Raw genomic sequence first — 16,293 nt, forward strand, 5'->3', positions numbered from 1 at the left:
TACCGGGATGTTTGGCGAGGTAGAAGGCATGAGTGGGGAAAACACGCCCGTGGGCCTGGGCGATGGCAATTATCAATTTGGCGTCTGCATAGGCAACAGGCCGCCCTTTATGGGCTTGCAGCAGCTGGATAGTTGCCGTCCCCTGGTGGCGGGTGAGATCAAGGCCATAGGGGATGCCTGTGGCAATGGCTGGCGCAAGGTGTTCAATGTCTACGCCAAACTGCTGTGGGCCATGAAGCAAGCGGGATTGGCGCAAGAGCCGCCGCTGGCCCGGCTAGAGGAATTTTCGGAATGGCAGCAGTACCGGGATGACCTCTTGCTGCAACCGGGCTCGGGGACGGCGCTGCTGTTTGAGCCCCCCGCAACCCTTGATGACGGCCGAGTGCACCTCATCATGGGCCGCACCTGGGCCAAGCAGTTACTGGACGAGGGGCGGCTGGTGGCCGAGCTGGACTGGCTTAATCCTGAGTTTGCCATCGACCGCCGCAGGCGGCTGATTGTCTGCCCCTACTTCGACTACCGCCAGCTGTCTGATATCAAGATAGAATTTCTGGTGTCCCTGCTGGCTGAGGGATTTGATTGGTCCGGTGCCTGACAGACTGCCTGTGTTTGGCCGCCTCTATGGTTGCCCGCCTGACCTTGATGCCATGGTGCCAGTGCCAGAGGAACAGCAGCAGCAGCAGGTTCCCCAGGCCTGAGTGCAGCAGGCTGGCGTAAAGTTGCCAATCTTCGTCGCCAAGGTAATAGAGCCCAAGCCCCGTCAGTGCCAGCAACAGCAGTGACAACGTCAGGATCAGACCGCTGCGGTGGTTCTCGCGCCGACGCCAACCGGCGCGGATATGCACCTGCCACAGGGCGCCGAGCAGCAGCAACAGGCCGTAGGCCGCCAGCATATGGCTCACCACTATGGGTTGGCGCCAGCCATGAGCGAGTTGGATGCCCACATCCAGCTCCAGTTTGAATTCCGCAACCCAGGGCAGCATGGCCAGGCCCGACAAGCCCACCAGCGCCATGGCGCCAATCAGTAAATAGAAAAATCCGTTGGGATAACCATTGAGCCTTTTCATTCTGTCCTCAATCAAAATCGACCAGGGTGCCACCAAGCTCCGCCAGCAGCTCGGGGCCTCTGTGCCAGGCAGCGACCTTGGTCAGGGCATCGGCACGCCAGGCAAAGCGGGCGGCGACACTCAGCATGCGCTCGCCATTGGTGGTCGCATCGCAGAGCAGCAGTGATGGAAAGCTGGGATCGGCAGCGCCACCGAGGCGTGAGCTGGCGATGGCCATGTTTTCCAATGCCATGGGGGCGCTCAAACCATCGCAACGCCTTTGCCGCAGTGCCAGGCGCATATCACCGAAAACCCGGATATCACCGCCGGCATTGACGCTGCCGCTTTGAATACCTTGCGCCTTGAGTGCCCTGACCGCCAGATCCACCGCGTAGCCCTTGGCTATGCCATCCAGGGTCAAGAGCACGGGGCGGGCCAGCCTGGCGCCTTGAGGGCCAAGTTCAATATCCCGCCAACTGCCGAGGGTCAAAAAATCCCGGGCCTTGTGCCTTGGCAGGGCGCCACGCTCCACCAAAGACCCACCGACCGTGACGTTGAATTTATCCTCTGTCCGCCGCCCAAGGGCCCTGGCCAGGCGCAGAATCCGCAGGCCGTGGCGCCCCATGGGCTGCCATTGCCCGGGATGGGCGTTGAGCCTGGACAGTTCGCTGTCCGGGCGATGGAAGCTGAGGCTACTGTCTATCTGCGCCATCACCGCAAAAGCCGCCCCGAAGGCGGCCTGTGCCTTGGCACTGTCATCACAGCGGAGGGTTAACTCCACCAGGGTGCCCAGCAAGGGCCGGGCGCGGCGTTGCAGTGTCATGCGTCTTTGGCAAGGTAAAGCTGTTGTATGGTCAGCAGGCGTTTGACCCCATCGAGCAGGTTACGACAGCTCAGGGTGGCACCGCTGATGTTGCTGACGTCTTCATCCAGCTTGAAGGGTTGCCCCAGGTGCTTGCCCTTGAACTGATCGCGCCAGGCCTGTTCCCGCACCTGACCACCGTGGGTCTCACGATAGCTGAGCACTTCCATTCCCAGCACCTCGCCCTCGGGGCTGATGCCGACCGCATAGGTGATGTATTCATGCTTGCCTATGACGTCATCGACGATAAACCAGCCACGGAATTCGCCGTTTTCTTCCACCCGCCAAATGGGTTGTTGATCCTGACGCTGGCGGGTGCCGGCCTTGTGCTTGATCTCGTCCTTGGCATCGCCGTTAAACAGGGTGGGGCGCTCGATAAATTGCGCCTGGGACGAGAACAGCAGCTGCTGGGCCTGGGGAATGCTGAGGTAATCGGCGGCAACCGCGGGGGCGGCCACCAGGGCCATGGGGATGAACCACAGGCTGTTGTTGAACAGATTGTCTGACATGGAGAGCTCCTCAAAAATGGCGGGCATGGGACCATGCCCGCCGCGGCATCAGAAGTTGAAGGCCACTTTCAGGCGGATTTCCTGCTCGGTTTTCTCGATCAGGTGCAGATCCGTATCCTGACCATCGAACTGCTCACCACCACCGGCCAGTTGCGGCAACCAGGTCAGGGTTGCCCACCAGTTGGCGCTGCCGTAGTGCAGGGAAGGGCCGGCAAACCAGGACCAGCGCTCCTGACCCACTTCGGTTTCAAATTCGGTTTCGTACAGCACTTCGGCGCTGACAAACCAGTTGGGGGCGAAGCGGTAGCTCAGACCGGTGCCGAACTTGAGTTCGATTTCCATTTCAGGATCGGTTGGCCAATCAAAGTCTTCCGGCAGGTTATTGATGGCGGCGCGATCGGCATAGGTGGCTTCAACAGCCATGTTGCCAACCCAAACCAGCTCACCTTCGAGCATGTACTTCTGGGTTTGCAGTCCCATTTCCAGTGACAGTGTGTCCTTGTCATAGCCCGAGTGCTTGTCGACCCAGTCATAGTCCAGCGACAGGGAGGCCTGCAGGCCCAGATCATCCTTGGCGGGGCTGAGGAACATGTAGGCCATGCCGAGCTCTGCACCCGAGGTCTTGAAACCTATGTTCTTGTCACCGGGCAGGTAACCATCAACGCTCAAACCCTTGGCGTCCAGGGACATGAATTTGGCCGAGGCGGACACGGAGAACTTGTCGCTGTAGCCGTATTCCAGCTCGGTTTCATAGTCTATGCCCTGGTAGCTGCCGATGCTTTTGCCATCGCGTACCGTGACTTTTTGGTACAGCTCTACCGCATCCTTGGGCAGGGATTCAGCCCCTTTTACATAGCCGAACAGGTCTTCACCGGCTTGGGCATTTTGCATCAGGGCGCCTGTAATGATCATTGCCAACGCACTGAGTTTTAACGAAGTTGTTTTCATTATTTCCTTTTCCCCATCTTGGAATATCAGTTGATGGCGCGAATTGTATAGAGAACTTAATCTAAATGCAAATCACTATCATTAAGATCATTGTAAATCTCATCGGGCTGTGGCAGGGAAGGGGCGGGTGCCCCGAGCCTGAACTAACATGGGTAGAAGAAGCCTGGGTTGGCCGGGCTCAGGCATCAGGAATCTGTGTGATGGAAACCCGGATTGAACGCGACAGCATGGGTCAGGTCGCCGTGCCGAAAGAGGCACTTTATGGTGCCCAGACCCAGAGGGCGGTGGATAACTTTCCCATCAGCGGCACGCCCATGCCCAAGGCTTTCATTCAGTCGCTGTTGCAGATAAAGGCCGCTGCGGCGAGGGCCAATGCCCACCTGGGAGTATTGGCTCCGGATTGCGCCCATGCCATTGCCGAAGCCGCCCTGTCCCTGGCCCGCAATGACAGGCTAATGCAGCACTTCCCGGTGGACGTATTCCAAACCGGCTCAGGCACCAGCAGTAATATGAACGCCAACGAGGTACTGGCCAGTTTGGCGGCCATAGGTCTGGGACGCCCCGTCAGCGCCAACGATGAGGTCAACCAAAGCCAGAGCAGCAATGATGTGATCCCAAGCTGCATCCATGTGGCGGCCGCCAAGGCTTTGGCAACCGAGCTGTTGCCGGCGCTGGAGCAGCTTAAATCCAGCATTCGGACCAAGGCCACCGGTCTGTCCGGTTCAATCAAAACCGGCCGCACCCACTTGATGGATGCCATGCCTGTGCGCCTGAGCCAGAGCCTGGAGACCTGGGCCAGTCAGCTGGATGCCCAGGCGCTGCAACTCCAATCCCATTTGCAGGCGGTGCAAAATTTGCCCCAGGGTGGCACAGCCGTGGGTACCGGGGTTAATGCACCCCCAGGCTTTTCCCGGACCTTTTGCGATGAGCTGAATCTAATTACCGGCCTGGGCTTTCAACCGGCCGCCAATCTGTTTACCTATATCGCCAGTCAGGACGCGGCGGTGGCTTTGTCGGGTCAGCTCAAGTCCCTGGCGGTGACCCTGATGAAAATTGCCAACGATCTGCGCTGGATGAACTCCGGCCCCCTGTCCGGTCTTGGGGAAATCCGTTTGCCGGCGCTGCAGCCCGGCTCTTCCATTATGCCGGGCAAGGTGAATCCTGTGATCCCCGAGGCGGTGGCCATGGTCGCCGCTCAGGTGATAGGCAATGATGCCTGTATCACGGTTGCCGGTCAGTCGGGGAATTTTGAACTCAATGTGATGCTGCCCGTTATAGCCCATAACCTGCTGTCCAGTCTGCAACTCTTGAGCAAGGCCATGGTGACGCTGGCCGACAAGGCCATTGCCGGTTTCGAGGTCTGTGATGACAGATTGGCGCGGGATCTGGCCCGTAATCCGATCTTGGTGACAGCGCTCAATCCCGTCATCGGTTACGCCAAGTCGGCGGAGATTGCCAAACGGGCCTATGCCGAGGGCAGGCCGATACTGGAAGTGGCAGCGGAAATGACCGACATGGATAAGGAAGAGCTGGCGCGATTGCTGGATCCCGCCCGCCTCACGGGACAGGAGTAAACACAGAAAGCAAAAACGCCTGCAGAAGCAGGCGTTTTTGGCTGGAATATGGTGGCCCCTCACGGACTTGAACCGTGGACCTAACGATTATGAGTCGTGTGCTCTAACCAACTGAGCTAAGGGGCCGGCGCTTTTTGGATGTGACTCCACTCAAGCGGGTTGCAGTATACGAAGTTTGTCAGCGCTTGTCACCCGTGAATATTGGCAAAATTTCACTCTGAATGTTCAAGTGGTTATCTGTTAATCAACTGGATTTACACGGCTTGTCCATGCGGCCGGGAGAGGGGCAGGGCAGTGGCAACGAGGCCAAAGAAAAAGCCGCCCTTGGGCGGCTTTTTCTTTGGCTGGAATTACTCGTCCAGGAAGGACTTGAGTATTTCCGAGCGGCTTGGGTGGCGCAGCTTGCGCAGGGCCTTGGCTTCAATCTGACGAATACGCTCACGGGTCACGTCGAACTGCTTGCCCACTTCCTCAAGGGTGTGGTCTGTGTTCATGTCGATACCGAAACGCATACGCAGCACCTTGGCCTCACGGGCGGTCAGGCCGGCGAGCACTTCGTGGGTGGCCTGCTTCAGGCTTTCGCTGGTGGCGCTGTCCAGTGGCAGTTCGAGGGTGGTGTCCTCGATAAAGTCACCCAGATGCGAATCTTCATCGTCACCGATTGGGGTTTCCATGGAGATAGGCTCTTTGGCTATCTTCAGCACCTTGCGGATCTTGTCTTCCGGCATCATCATGCGCTCGGCCAGTTCTTCCGGAGACGGCTCACGGCCCATTTCCTGCAGCATTTGGCGGCTGATGCGATTGAGCTTGTTGATGGTCTCAATCATGTGCACCGGAATACGAATGGTGCGGGCCTGATCCGCGATGGAGCGGGTAATGGCCTGACGGATCCACCAGGTCGCATAGGTGGAGAACTTGTAACCACGACGGTATTCGAACTTGTCCACGGCCTTCATCAGGCCTATGTTGCCTTCCTGGATCAGGTCAAGGAATTGCAAACCACGGTTGGTGTACTTCTTGGCGATGGAGATCACCAGACGCAGGTTGGCTTCCACCATTTCCTTCTTGGCACGGCGGGCCTTGGCCTCACCTATGCTCATGCGACGGTTGATGTCCTTGATGGCGGCAATGGACAGGCCGGTTTCGCCCTCAATGGACTCCAGCTTGCTGCGGCAGCGCAGTACGTCGTCTTCCACCATTTTCAGATCGCCCGAGTAAGCACGGCTGGCGGCGATTTCCTTGTTGAACCAGGTCAGGTCGGTTTCATTGCCGGTGAACAGCTTGACGAAGTTCTTCTTCGGCATCTTGGCCTGTTCGACGCACAGCTTCATGATCAGACGTTCCTGAACGCGGACACGGTCCATCATTTCGCGCATGCTCTTGACCAGACGGTCGAACTGTTTGGGTACCAGGCGGAATTCCTTGAAGATTTCACCCAGCTCAAACAGCGCCTTGGTGGCTTCAGGATGTTCACGGCCCTTGGCGTCTATGACCTTGAGAGCAGTTTCGTAGGCGGTACGCAGGGCACTGAAACGCTCGCGGGCTTCCTCGGGATCAGGTCCCTTGGCGCCATCGTCGTCGCTGTCGCCGCCTTCTTCATCCTCATCTTCATCATCCACATCGTCTTCATCTTCCAGTTCATCTTCGGACAGATCTGAACCTATGTGGGTGGCGGTCGGGGCAACATCGTCTTCATCCGGATTCACAAAGCCGGAGATGATGTCTGACAGACGCAGGCCATCGGCCTCGTACTGGTCGAATTGTTCCAGGATCATGGCGATGGCCTGGGGATATTCGGCCACCGAGCTTTGTACCGTATTGATACCTTCCTCAATGCGCTTGGCGATCACAATTTCGCCTTCGCGGGTCAGCAGTTCCACAGTACCCATTTCACGCATGTACATGCGCACGGGATCCGTGGTGCGACCAAGCTCGCTCTCCACCGTCGCCAGGGCGGCGGCCGCTTCTTCGGCCGCATCTTCGTCGGTGTTGTCTTCCGACATCATCATTTCATCGGCATCCGGCGCTTCTTCGTATACGCGGATACCCATGTCATTGATCATCTGGATAATATCTTCGATCTGGTCGGAGTCGACCATATCTGCAGGCAAGTGGTCATTCACTTCTGCATAGGTTAAATAACCTTGCTCTTTACCTTTGGCGAGCAACAATTTGAGTTGCGACTGCGGAGTATGATCCATAGATATCATCCAAGTTGGGTAACTGTTACAACGACGGACGGCGCCCCACGGGCGACGTCGCGCAAATCGTCAATTATAGCCATCTGCCTAAGGCTGTGCCAGAGTTTGAAGCTGGTTTTTTGTTTCACTTCAAGCCCTTCATCACAGTGATAAGCTTTTGGAGTTGCAGCTTTTCTTCCCTGGTCAGGTCGGGTTTCATGCTCAACTCCTGGTAGCGCTGTTCTATATATTGGTTGTTCAACCAAATCAGCGCTTTTCGGAATTCCTGCTGCAAGTTCTCGTCTGCTACCTGATGTTCCCACTGGGCCAGTTTTTTCAGGGGATTCCAGTGTTCGCTCTCCCTGAACTGCTCAAGCAGCTGTGCGCTGTTAATGGCTTGCGGCCGGGTCAATTCCAACAGCAGGTTAAGTAATTCTATACCTGCCATCTTAAGGTGCTCCAACGCCGGTTGCTTGGGTAAACCCTGTCCCAACGCCGGATGCTGGACCAAGAGGGCAATGGCCAACCTAAGCGGTGTACCACGGCCCTTGAGGCCCTTTTGACCCAGTGCCTGCGAAGCCGGTTTGGTTTGCAAACCAAGCTTTTTCTTAAGATCCTCACTGCTGTTCATGCCCAGTTTGTGGGCCAGATCTTCCAGCAGCAGATTGGCAAGCACTGTGTCTTTAATCTTTTCAATCAGGGCAATGGCCTGTTTGGCAAGGTTGCCCTTGTCGGCGCCGTATTTGTCCGTGAGGGTGGCAAACAGATAATCCTGCAGCGATTGTGCCTGGGCTATCTGTTCCTCAAAGGCGTCTTTTCCTATCTTGCGTACCAGTGAATCGGGATCTTCTCCCTGATCCAAAAACATAAACTTGACTCTGTCACCGGGCTTGAGCAGCGGCAGTGCGGTATCCAATGCCCGCCAGGCGGCCTCGAAACCGGCCTTGTCACCGTCGTAGCAACAAACCACTTCTTTGGCGCTGCGCAGTAACAACTGAAACTGCTCCGCCGTGGTGGAAGTGCCGAGCGACGCCACCGCATAGTCGAGTCCGAACTGGGCCAGGGCCACCACGTCCATATAACCTTCGACTATCAAAACCCGCTGAGGGTCCCGGTGTTTTTGTTTCAATTCATAAAGGCCGTAAAGCTCATTGCCCTTATGGAAAATCGGGGTTTCCGGCGAATTAAGGTACTTGGGCGTGCCATCCCCCAATACCCGACCACCGAAACCTATAACCCGACCGCGGCGGTCGCGGATGGGGAACATCAGCCGATCGCGGAAGCGGTCGTAGCGTTTGCCGCCGTCATTCTCAATCAGCATGCCGGCAGTGAGCAACTTGTCCAGGGCGTCCTGGTTCTGGCGATAGCGACCAAGCAGGCCGCCCCAGCCTTCGGGGGCAAAGCCGATGCCGAAATCGCTGATGACCTCGGCAGACAGACCGCGCTTGTCCAAATAGGCCTGGACCCGCTGGCGGTCGGCATGTTGCCTGAGCTGACTCTGATAAAACAGCGCAGCTTCTTCCATCAACTGGTACAGATCCCGGCTCAGGCCTTCATCGCGACGGGGGCCTGAGCCCTGCTCGCGGGGCACATCCAGGCCCAGCTGGCCAGCCAGTTCTTCTATGGCATCAACAAATTCAAGCCGTTCATATTCCATGACAAAGTCGATGGCATTGCCATGGGCGCCACAGCCGAAGCAATGGTAGAACTGCTTGTCGCGACTGACGGTAAAGGAGGGTGATTTTTCGCTATGAAAAGGACAACAGGCCGAGTAATTTTTACCCGCCTTTTTCAAGGGCACCTTGCGGTCGATTAACTCGACTATGTCGGTGCGGGCTATCAGATCATTGATGAAATCACGGGGTATTGCCATCAGGTTGCCAAATTACGCCGGTCGATCAATAAAACAAACAAGCCGCGCAGATGCACGGCTTGTTCATACACTGTGAACCTATTACTGCAGTTTGGCACGAATTCGGGGGCCTATGGCTCCCAAATCTGCGCGTCCCTGCACTTTCGGCTTCAGTGCTCCCATTACTTTGCCCATGTCCGCGATAGAGGCGGCACCGACTTCAGCGATAGTGGCGTCGATCAGCGAGGCAATTTCTTCCTCGGTGAGCGGTGTAGGCAGGAAAGCTTCAATGACCTTGATTTCCGCTGCTTCCACCTCAGCCAAATCGCTGCGACCCGCTGCCTCATATTGGGCTATGGAGTCGCGGCGCTGCTTGACCATCTTGGTCAGTACAGCCAGTACTTGCTCATCGGTCAGAGTTTCGCGGGTATCCACTTCAATCTGCTTGATGGCGGCAAGGGCCAGACGAATAGTGCCCAGGCGAGCCTTGTCTTTAGCAACAAGTGCCTGTTTCATTTCGTCTTTAAGCTGTTCTGTCAGGCTCATACGGGATTAGTATAAACGTACGCGACGTGCGTTTTCGCGAGAAAGCTTCTTGGCCAGACGCTTAACTGCAGCGGCCTTGGCGCGCTTACGGGCAGTAGTTGGCTTCTCGTAGAATTCACGAGCACGCACGTCAGCCAGGATACCTGCTTTTTCACAAGAGCGCTTGAAACGACGCAGAGCTACGTCGAATGGTTCGTTTTCACGTACTTTAATAATTGGCATACGCCATCACCCCTTAGGTGTAGATTTGTATTGACTCGGATAAGGTTGGTCGACCCATCCTCGCCAAGAGGATTTAAAATGGTGCGGAATTTTACACTGACCGCTTAGACATTGTAAACCCCAAAACGAGATTCATGCCTCACTTTGGCTGGTCAAGCGCGGCGGTGACGGGTAGAATTGGCCGCCTTGCCAGAGGAGATAAAGAGAAACGATGCGGGTTCTGGGTATTGAGACTTCCTGTGACGAAACGGGAATAGCCATATATGACGATCAACTGGGATTGCTGTCGCACACCTTGTACAGCCAGGTTAAACTGCACGCCGATTACGGCGGTGTGGTGCCGGAGTTGGCCTCCAGGGATCATGTGCGCAAAATTGTGCCGCTTATCCGTGAGGCGCTGAAAAACGCCGACACCCGTATCGAAGATCTCGATGGCATCTGCTTTACCAAGGGGCCGGGTCTTATCGGTGCCCTGTTGGTGGGTGCCTGTGTTGGCCGTGCCCTGGCCTATGCCTGGAACCTGCCGGCGGTAGGCGTGCATCACATGGAAGGCCATTTGCTCGCGCCCATGCTGGAAGACGAGGCGCCTGAGTTTCCCTTTGTGGCACTGCTGGTGTCCGGCGGTCACTCCATGTTGGTGAAGGTGGATGGCATTGGCCAGTATGAAGTGCTGGGCGAGTCCATTGACGATGCCGCCGGTGAAGCCTTCGACAAAACCGCCAAGCTGATGGGCCTGGATTATCCCGGAGGCCCAAGACTGGCCAAGCTTGCCGCCTCTGGATTGCCGTCTCATTATAAATTTCCCCGTCCCATGACAGACAGACCGGGACTGGATTTCAGCTTTTCAGGCCTCAAGACCTTTGTGGCCAACACCATAGCCGCCGAGCCCGATGATCCGCAGACCCGCGCCAATATCGCCCGCGCCTTTGAAGAAGCCGTGGTGGATACCCTGGCCATCAAGTGTCGCCGCGCCCTGGAGCAGACGGGTTACAAGCGTCTGGTCATCGCCGGTGGTGTGAGCGCCAACCTGAGACTGAGGGCCGGGCTGGCCGAGCTGATGCAAAAACTCGGTGGCAAGGTGTACTACCCCAGGGGGGAATTCTGTACCGATAATGGCGCCATGATTGCCTATGCGGGGCTGCAGCGGCTCAAGGCCGGTCAGGTGGAAGATCTCGCGGTCAAGGGCCAACCCCGCTGGCCCCTGGACAGCCTGCCTGCGGTCTGATTGGCTTGAAATAAAAAACGGCGCCTTGGCGCCGTTTTTTATTGGAATTTTTATTGCTTGCAATCAATTGCTTGAAAGCAATCAGCTGCGGCGTTTACGGGACACCTTGCTTTCTTCACCCCGCAGCAGTCGCTGAATGTTGTCCTTGTGGCGGATGACAATCAGGGTCGACAGCATGGCCACCGGCAGAGTAAACCTGTCGTCCAGCCACCAGGTATAGATGGGAGCCAGAAATGCCGTCAGCAGCGCCGCCAGCGAGGAATAGCGGCTGATAAATACCAGCACCAGCCAGGTGATCACCAGCAAGATTGCCAGGGTACCACCAATTGGGGCTATGGCACCGAAGGCGGTGGCTACACCCTTGCCGCCCTTGAAACCAAAGAATATGGGGAAGATATGTCCCAGGCAGGCGGCGATGGCGATCACCCCCAGCCAAACGGATTCTATGCCGAGCTTATAGGCCACCCAGCTGGGGATGGCGCCCTTGAGCATATCGAATAACAGTACCATGGCAGCGGAGCTGGCGCCGCCGATACGCAACACGTTGGTGGCGCCGGGATTCCCTGAGCCCTGGCTGCGCGGATCCGGCAATCCCCGCAGGCGACAGACCAAGATAGCACTGGACACTGAGCCTGCCAGGTAGGCCGTGACTATCATCAGAGCAATCAGTGCAATTTCGCTGGTCAAATTGGTTTCCTTACACGTCTTGGGGTATTATCGCGGCCTGTTGGAGCGGGGGCTGCATTCCCGGGTTCGGCCTGGAACTGATACCTTGAACCGCTCCGCAAATCGCCGGCGACGCCTTAACGGAGTGCCGGGCGGTAAATCTTATCCTTCAAGGCCTTATCCTAACTGGCTTGGGCCCTGATCGAAAGCTCAATTAATCGATTGTGAGCCCATGCGCCGCCGATTATACCGGCTTTGTGTGCCACAGCTTATCTGACCTCAGGAGACACAGATGGATAAAGTGCTGATCCGTGAGTTGCGCATAGACACAGTCATAGGCATCTACGACTGGGAAAAGCAGATCCACCAGAGTCTGTTGTTGGATTTGGATATGGCCTGGGATAACCGTTTACCCGGCAGCACAGATGATTACCGCCATGCCCTGTGCTACGAAACAGTCTCCAAGCGCATAGTCGAGCTGGTGACGGCCCAGCCCATCGAACTTATCGAGACGGTGGCCGAGATGACCGCCAATTGTCTGATGACAGAGTTCGGGGTGCTGTGGGTCAAGGTGCGGGTGATGAAGCCCGGCGCCGTACCCTCGGCCACCGCCGTTGGGGTTGAAATCGAGCGCGGCCATTGCTGATGCCGCGGCGTTTTGACTGCAACAGGGGATAGAAATACTGATGGCAAGGATTTATATCAGCGTCGGCAGCAACATCAATCCACAGCACTATGTGCGTGAGGCACGTCGTTTGCTGGCCGAGGTTTTCGGCGAGCTTAGCTTGTCGCCCGTATATGAAAGTGAAGCGGTTGGCTTTGACGGCGGTCACTTCCTTAATCTGGTGATAGGTGCCGACACAGATCTTGATGTCGCCCAGGTGGTGGCCCAATGCAAACGCATTGAGCTGGAGCAGGGCCGGGATCCGCAGGCGCGCAAATTCAGCTCCCGCACCCTGGATCTCGACCTCCTGCTTTACGATCAATGTGTGTGTACCGTACCGGTGGAACTGCCGCGGGCCGAGATAGTCAAAAACGCATTCGTGCTTTGGCCGCTGGCGGATCTCGCTCCCGAAACCCAGCATCCCCTCACGGGACTGAGTTTTGCCGCCATGTGGCAGGCATTTGATAAACAAAGCCAAAAATTGTGGCCGATAGACTTTAACTGGAACTGATCCCCAAGGAATTTCATGGATACCCTACAGGTTATTATTCTTGCCCTCATTCAGGGTCTGACCGAATTTTTGCCGATTTCCAGCTCGGCCCATCTGATTTTGCCGGCGCAGCTGCTGGGATGGGAGGATCAGGGCCTGTCCTTTGATGTGGCGGTCAACACCGGCTCCTTGTTGGCTGTGGTGATCTATTTCCGTCACGAACTGTGGGCCATGGCCAAAGCCTGGACCCTGAGCATCTTCAAGCGTGAACTGTGCGCCGAGAGTAAGTTGGCCTGGTGGATCATTCTCGCCACCCTGCCGGCGATTTTCTTTGGCTTTGCCGCTAAAGATTTTATCGCCACCCATCTGCGCAGCGCTGCTGTTATTGCCGTGACAACCGTGGTCTTTGGCCTGTTGCTGTGGTGGGCAGATAAGAAGGGCGTCAGGCAGCTAAATGAATACCAATCCGGTTGGCGCAAGGCCCTGTTTATCGGTTTTGCCCAGGCGTTAGCCTTGATCCCGGGCACCTCTCGCTCAGGTATCACCATGACCGCCGGTCTGATGCTGGGCCTGACCCGAGAAGCGGCGGCGCGTTTTTCCTTCCTGATGTCTGTGCCCGTCAGTCTCGGTGCCGCCATACTGGTGACCAGGGATCTGCTCAAAAGCCCCGATGCTGTGGATGTACAGGCGCTGACCCTGGGCACGGCGATTTCTTTTGTGGCGGCCTATGCCTGTATCCACTATTTTCTGAAAATCATCAGCCGCATGGGGATGACCCCCTTTGTTATCTATCGCCTGGCACTGGGTGCCGTGCTGTGCGGCTTTATATTCCTGTGAGTGAATCCATGACAGGTCTGTTCCGATGCCCCCTCTGCGCTTTGCCATTGCATGCCCACCAGGCATCGGGCGGCTGGTATTGTGATGGCAAACACCATTTCGACAAGCGTGAGCCGGGCTTCTGGGGCTTTGCCAAACCCGCCAAGGGCAAGGTGCAGGGCGACAGCCGCGCCGAGCTGAGGGCAAAGCATTTCCTGTTGGAGTCAGGCATTTTAATGCCCGCCATCACGGCCTTGGCCGAGACAGTTACCGGGTTGGCTGGAACCGATGGCACCCTCAAGGCATTGGATTTTGATTGTGGTGATGGCTATTTCAGCCGGGCCCTGGCCGCGGCTTTGCCCAAGACCCTGGCGCTGGAGCTGCAGGCGGTGACAGAGGCTGAAAATGCGGCCTTTGCCGCGGCCAAGGCCAAGGGACCCGCCGGGATAAGCTATGCCTCCCTCAAGTCCTTACCCTATGCCGATGGTGCCTTCGATATGCTGTGGCTGATGGATAAGGCCCTCAAGGGCAAGGATGGTTTAAGGGTATTGAAGCAGGGCGGATTGCTGGTGAATCTGGCCCAGGGGCCAAGGCACCTGTGGCAACTGCGGCAATATATTTATGGCGATTTGAGTGAAAAGCCCTTTGTGGCCAATTTGCCCGCCGGGATGACACTGGTGAGTGAGCGTGCTGTCAGCTTCACCCTGGATCTCAAGCCCGAGGCGGCTTTGGTATTGCTGGAAATGACGCCCTATGCCTGGCGCCTCAAGGATGCCATGCGTCATCAAATATTGCGGGGAGATTTTTCGGCTTTGGAACTGGATTACCGGATAGTGGTGGCGCAAAAAGCCTGAATCCGGCAAATTTCAGGCAAAAAAATACCGGTAGCCCCGTTGGAGGCTACCGGCACCCACATTACTTCTTGTAGCGAGAAGCAACGTTGTCAAGACGGTCGTTGGCGCGCTTGGCTTCGGCTTGAGCGTCCATAGCAGCAGCTTTGGCAGCTTTTGCATCGGCAGCGATTTCACCTTGAGAAGCTTTCAGAGAGCTAACTTCAGCTGACAGTTGGTCAACTTTGTTGCCCAGGTTAGCAACGCTTTCTTCCAGAGCGGTAGTGTTGGCACAGCCACCCAGCAGAGCAGTCATAGCAACACCAGCAATCAGCAGTACTTTTTTCATGAAATAAATCCCTTCGAAATAGGTTGGATTTTAAGTTATCAGTTGCCTCGCAACTGAAGCGCGCTAATTATGTCACAGCCAATTTTTTTTGCTACGAATATTCATCAATTAGCCTGTTTACCTTAACTAATCCTCAGTCAATTGCAAGTCTGAAGCCGAATTGGTGAATTTTGTCACCGTTTTTTAACAGCCTATTGTCAAATTATGGGCGGATGCCCGCTACTTTGCACAATATTTTTCACCGTCTTGAACTGTGATATTTGTCTCACTCTTTGGCGCTGTAATTCGGCCTTAATTTTCGCCCCTTCAAAACCGGCTGAAATGATATTTTTTACCTCAACCTGACGGGCGATAGTAAAACATTGGCGCACATATTCGCCCTGGGGATAGGGCTGATCTTCGAAGCCGGTCCGGCCACGCATATCGGCCTCACAGGACAGCAATAGCTGCTCCAGTCGCTCAGGTTTACGCCAGAGATCGGCCATATCGAAAATCTTCACCAGGGTCTCGGCTCTGAGTTCGAAGGCCTGATGCAGATTCTGATGTTGGTCGCTGACCAGCAGGGCCAGGTCCCGGTACTCGTTGGGGATCCGCAGGCGCTCGCACATCTTCCTTATCAAAGGCAGCCCCTTTTGACCGTGGCCATGGTGCTTGGGCCAGAGTTCACTGGGGGTGACGGCCTTACCCAAGTCGTGCACCAGGGCGGCAAAACGCACCGTTTTGTCATCGCTGAGCCTGGCCGCCTGGGCCAGCACCATCAGGGTGTGAACGCCCGTGTCAATCTCCGGGTGCCAGCGCTCGGGCTGAGGGACGCCAAAAAGGGCATGAATTTCCGGAAACAGAACCTCCAGGGCACCACAGTCCTTCAGTACCTCGAAAAAGACTTGGGGGGCTTCTGTGGCCAGCGCCCGCTCCAGTTCCTGCCACACCCGTTCGGCGGTCAAAGCTTCCAGCTCGCCGCTGGCGGCTATGGTGGCCATCAGTGCCATGGTCTCCGGGGCAACCTTAAAACCCTGGGGCGCGAAACGGGCGGCGAAGCGGGCGACCCGCAGTACCCGCAGCGGGTCTTCCACAAAGGCCGCCGACACGTGGCGCAGCAATCTGGTTTCTATGTCCTTAATGCCGCCCCAGGGATCATGCAATTTACCTTGCTCGTCCTGGGCTATGGCATTGATGGTCAGGTCCCGCCGTTGCAGGTCCTCTTCCAGTGTCACCTCGGGGCTGGCATGGCAGCTAAAGCCGTTGTAGCCGCTGCCGGTTTTGCGCTCGGTGCGGGCGAGGGCATATTCCTCCTGAGTTTGCGGATGCAGGAACACGGGGAAATCCTTGCCCACCTGGCGAAAACCTGCCGCCAGCATCTCCTCCACAGTGGCACCCACCACCATATAATCCCTGTCTTTCACCGGCAGACCCAGCAGGGCATCGCGGACGGCACCGCCGACCAAAAATCGTTTCACAATGAAATCCTCTTCTCTGTATGGTCTGAGCTTATCATGGTCCCGGTGCCAATTCAG

18 protein-coding genes and 1 tRNA gene are annotated in these 16,293 nt (G+C 56.5%); 7 read left to right on the forward strand and 12 right to left on the reverse strand.

Annotated features, from left to right (window positions below; all coding sequences use genetic code 11):
- Positions 1 to 28: 28 nt before the first annotated feature.
- A complete protein-coding gene (locus JYB84_RS03710) occupies positions 29 to 595 on the forward strand; it encodes a DUF6942 family protein (RefSeq protein WP_207322109.1) in 567 nt (188 codons plus the stop codon).
- Here JYB84_RS03710 and JYB84_RS03715 read toward each other — a convergent pair.
- From JYB84_RS03715 to JYB84_RS03730, 4 genes are read right to left on the reverse strand one after another with little or no spacing between them, the layout of a single operon-like run.
- Entirely contained in the window at positions 537 to 1,067 is a 531-nt protein-coding gene (locus tag JYB84_RS03715; protein ID WP_228290877.1) for a hypothetical protein, read from the reverse strand. The genes JYB84_RS03710 and JYB84_RS03715 overlap by 59 nt on opposite strands.
- 7 nt (positions 1,068 to 1,074) lie before the next feature.
- Entirely contained in the window at positions 1,075 to 1,869 is a 795-nt protein-coding gene (locus JYB84_RS03720; protein ID WP_228290878.1) for an FAD:protein FMN transferase, read from the reverse strand.
- Positions 1,866 to 2,417: an FMN-binding protein gene (locus tag JYB84_RS03725; RefSeq protein ID WP_207322110.1), complete on the reverse strand. Its 552-nt coding sequence runs from the start codon at positions 2,415 to 2,417 to the stop codon at positions 1,866 to 1,868. Before JYB84_RS03725 ends, JYB84_RS03720 begins: the two co-directional genes overlap by 4 nt.
- A gap of 48 nt (positions 2,418 to 2,465) precedes the next feature.
- Positions 2,466 to 3,365 carry a DUF6662 family protein gene (locus JYB84_RS03730; RefSeq protein ID WP_207322111.1) on the reverse strand — a complete coding sequence of 300 codons (900 nt, stop codon included), beginning with the start codon at positions 3,363 to 3,365 and terminating at the stop codon, positions 2,466 to 2,468.
- A 200-nt stretch (positions 3,366 to 3,565) separates the two neighbouring features.
- On the opposite strand from JYB84_RS03730, the gene JYB84_RS03735 reads away from it, so the two are divergent.
- Entirely contained in the window at positions 3,566 to 4,939 is a 1,374-nt protein-coding gene (locus JYB84_RS03735) for a class II fumarate hydratase (RefSeq protein ID WP_207322112.1), read from the forward strand.
- Positions 4,940 to 4,988: 49 nt separating this feature from the next.
- Here JYB84_RS03735 and JYB84_RS03740 read toward each other — a convergent pair.
- The 5 genes from JYB84_RS03740 to rpsU form a co-directional block, all read right to left on the reverse strand.
- Positions 4,989 to 5,065 (reverse strand) — tRNA-Ile (locus JYB84_RS03740).
- 224 nt (positions 5,066 to 5,289) lie between these two features.
- Positions 5,290 to 7,140, reverse strand: a complete 1,851-nt coding sequence (rpoD, locus tag JYB84_RS03745) for an RNA polymerase sigma factor RpoD (RefSeq protein WP_207322113.1) — start codon at positions 7,138 to 7,140, stop codon at positions 5,290 to 5,292.
- Between the two features lie 124 nt (positions 7,141 to 7,264).
- On the reverse strand, positions 7,265 to 8,992 hold the full coding sequence (dnaG, locus tag JYB84_RS03750) for a DNA primase (RefSeq protein ID WP_207322114.1): 1,728 nt from the start codon (positions 8,990 to 8,992) through the stop codon (positions 7,265 to 7,267).
- A gap of 81 nt (positions 8,993 to 9,073) precedes the next feature.
- Complete coding sequence (locus JYB84_RS03755; protein ID WP_207322115.1) at positions 9,074 to 9,517, reverse strand: GatB/YqeY domain-containing protein; 444 nt, start codon at positions 9,515 to 9,517, stop codon at positions 9,074 to 9,076.
- Positions 9,518 to 9,523: 6 nt separating this feature from the next.
- A complete protein-coding gene (rpsU, locus tag JYB84_RS03760) occupies positions 9,524 to 9,739 on the reverse strand; it encodes a 30S ribosomal protein S21 (RefSeq protein WP_006080725.1) in 216 nt (71 codons plus the stop codon).
- A gap of 211 nt (positions 9,740 to 9,950) precedes the next feature.
- Here rpsU and tsaD point away from each other — a divergent pair, with 211 nt between their 5' ends.
- The gene (gene tsaD / locus JYB84_RS03765) at positions 9,951 to 10,964 is read left to right on the forward strand and encodes a tRNA (adenosine(37)-N6)-threonylcarbamoyltransferase complex transferase subunit TsaD (protein ID WP_207322116.1); all 1,014 of its coding nucleotides are present in this window, start codon (positions 9,951 to 9,953) and stop codon (positions 10,962 to 10,964) included.
- 81 nt (positions 10,965 to 11,045) lie between these two features.
- Here tsaD and plsY read toward each other — a convergent pair whose 3' ends face one another.
- On the reverse strand, positions 11,046 to 11,621 hold the full coding sequence (gene plsY / locus JYB84_RS03770; protein WP_207323084.1) for a glycerol-3-phosphate 1-O-acyltransferase PlsY: 576 nt from the start codon (positions 11,619 to 11,621) through the stop codon (positions 11,046 to 11,048).
- A 301-nt stretch (positions 11,622 to 11,922) separates the two neighbouring features.
- On the opposite strand from plsY, the gene folB reads away from it, so the two are divergent.
- From folB to JYB84_RS03790, 4 genes are read left to right on the forward strand one after another with little or no spacing between them, the layout of a single operon-like run.
- Complete coding sequence (folB, locus tag JYB84_RS03775) at positions 11,923 to 12,276, forward strand: dihydroneopterin aldolase (RefSeq protein WP_207322117.1); 354 nt, start codon at positions 11,923 to 11,925, stop codon at positions 12,274 to 12,276.
- Positions 12,277 to 12,316: 40 nt separating this feature from the next.
- Entirely contained in the window at positions 12,317 to 12,805 is a 489-nt protein-coding gene (folK, locus tag JYB84_RS03780; protein WP_207322118.1) for a 2-amino-4-hydroxy-6-hydroxymethyldihydropteridine diphosphokinase, read from the forward strand.
- Between the two features lie 15 nt (positions 12,806 to 12,820).
- Complete coding sequence (locus tag JYB84_RS03785; protein WP_207322119.1) at positions 12,821 to 13,621, forward strand: undecaprenyl-diphosphate phosphatase; 801 nt, start codon at positions 12,821 to 12,823, stop codon at positions 13,619 to 13,621.
- Between the two features lie 8 nt (positions 13,622 to 13,629).
- Positions 13,630 to 14,454: a class I SAM-dependent methyltransferase gene (locus tag JYB84_RS03790; RefSeq protein WP_207322120.1), complete on the forward strand. Its 825-nt coding sequence runs from the start codon at positions 13,630 to 13,632 to the stop codon at positions 14,452 to 14,454.
- Between the two features lie 61 nt (positions 14,455 to 14,515).
- Here the strand turns inward: JYB84_RS03790 and JYB84_RS03795 are convergent, their stop codons facing one another.
- Both JYB84_RS03795 and JYB84_RS03800 read right to left on the reverse strand, forming a co-directional pair.
- Positions 14,516 to 14,779 carry an Lpp/OprI family alanine-zipper lipoprotein gene (locus JYB84_RS03795; RefSeq protein ID WP_207322121.1) on the reverse strand — a complete coding sequence of 88 codons (264 nt, stop codon included), beginning with the start codon at positions 14,777 to 14,779 and terminating at the stop codon, positions 14,516 to 14,518.
- Between the two features lie 197 nt (positions 14,780 to 14,976).
- Positions 14,977 to 16,236: a multifunctional CCA addition/repair protein gene (locus tag JYB84_RS03800; RefSeq protein ID WP_207322122.1), complete on the reverse strand. Its 1,260-nt coding sequence runs from the start codon at positions 16,234 to 16,236 to the stop codon at positions 14,977 to 14,979.
- Between the last annotated feature and the right edge of the window lie 57 nt (positions 16,237 to 16,293).

This window comes from Shewanella cyperi (assembly GCF_017354985.1).
GTDB lineage: Bacteria > Pseudomonadota > Gammaproteobacteria > Enterobacterales > Shewanellaceae > Shewanella > Shewanella cyperi.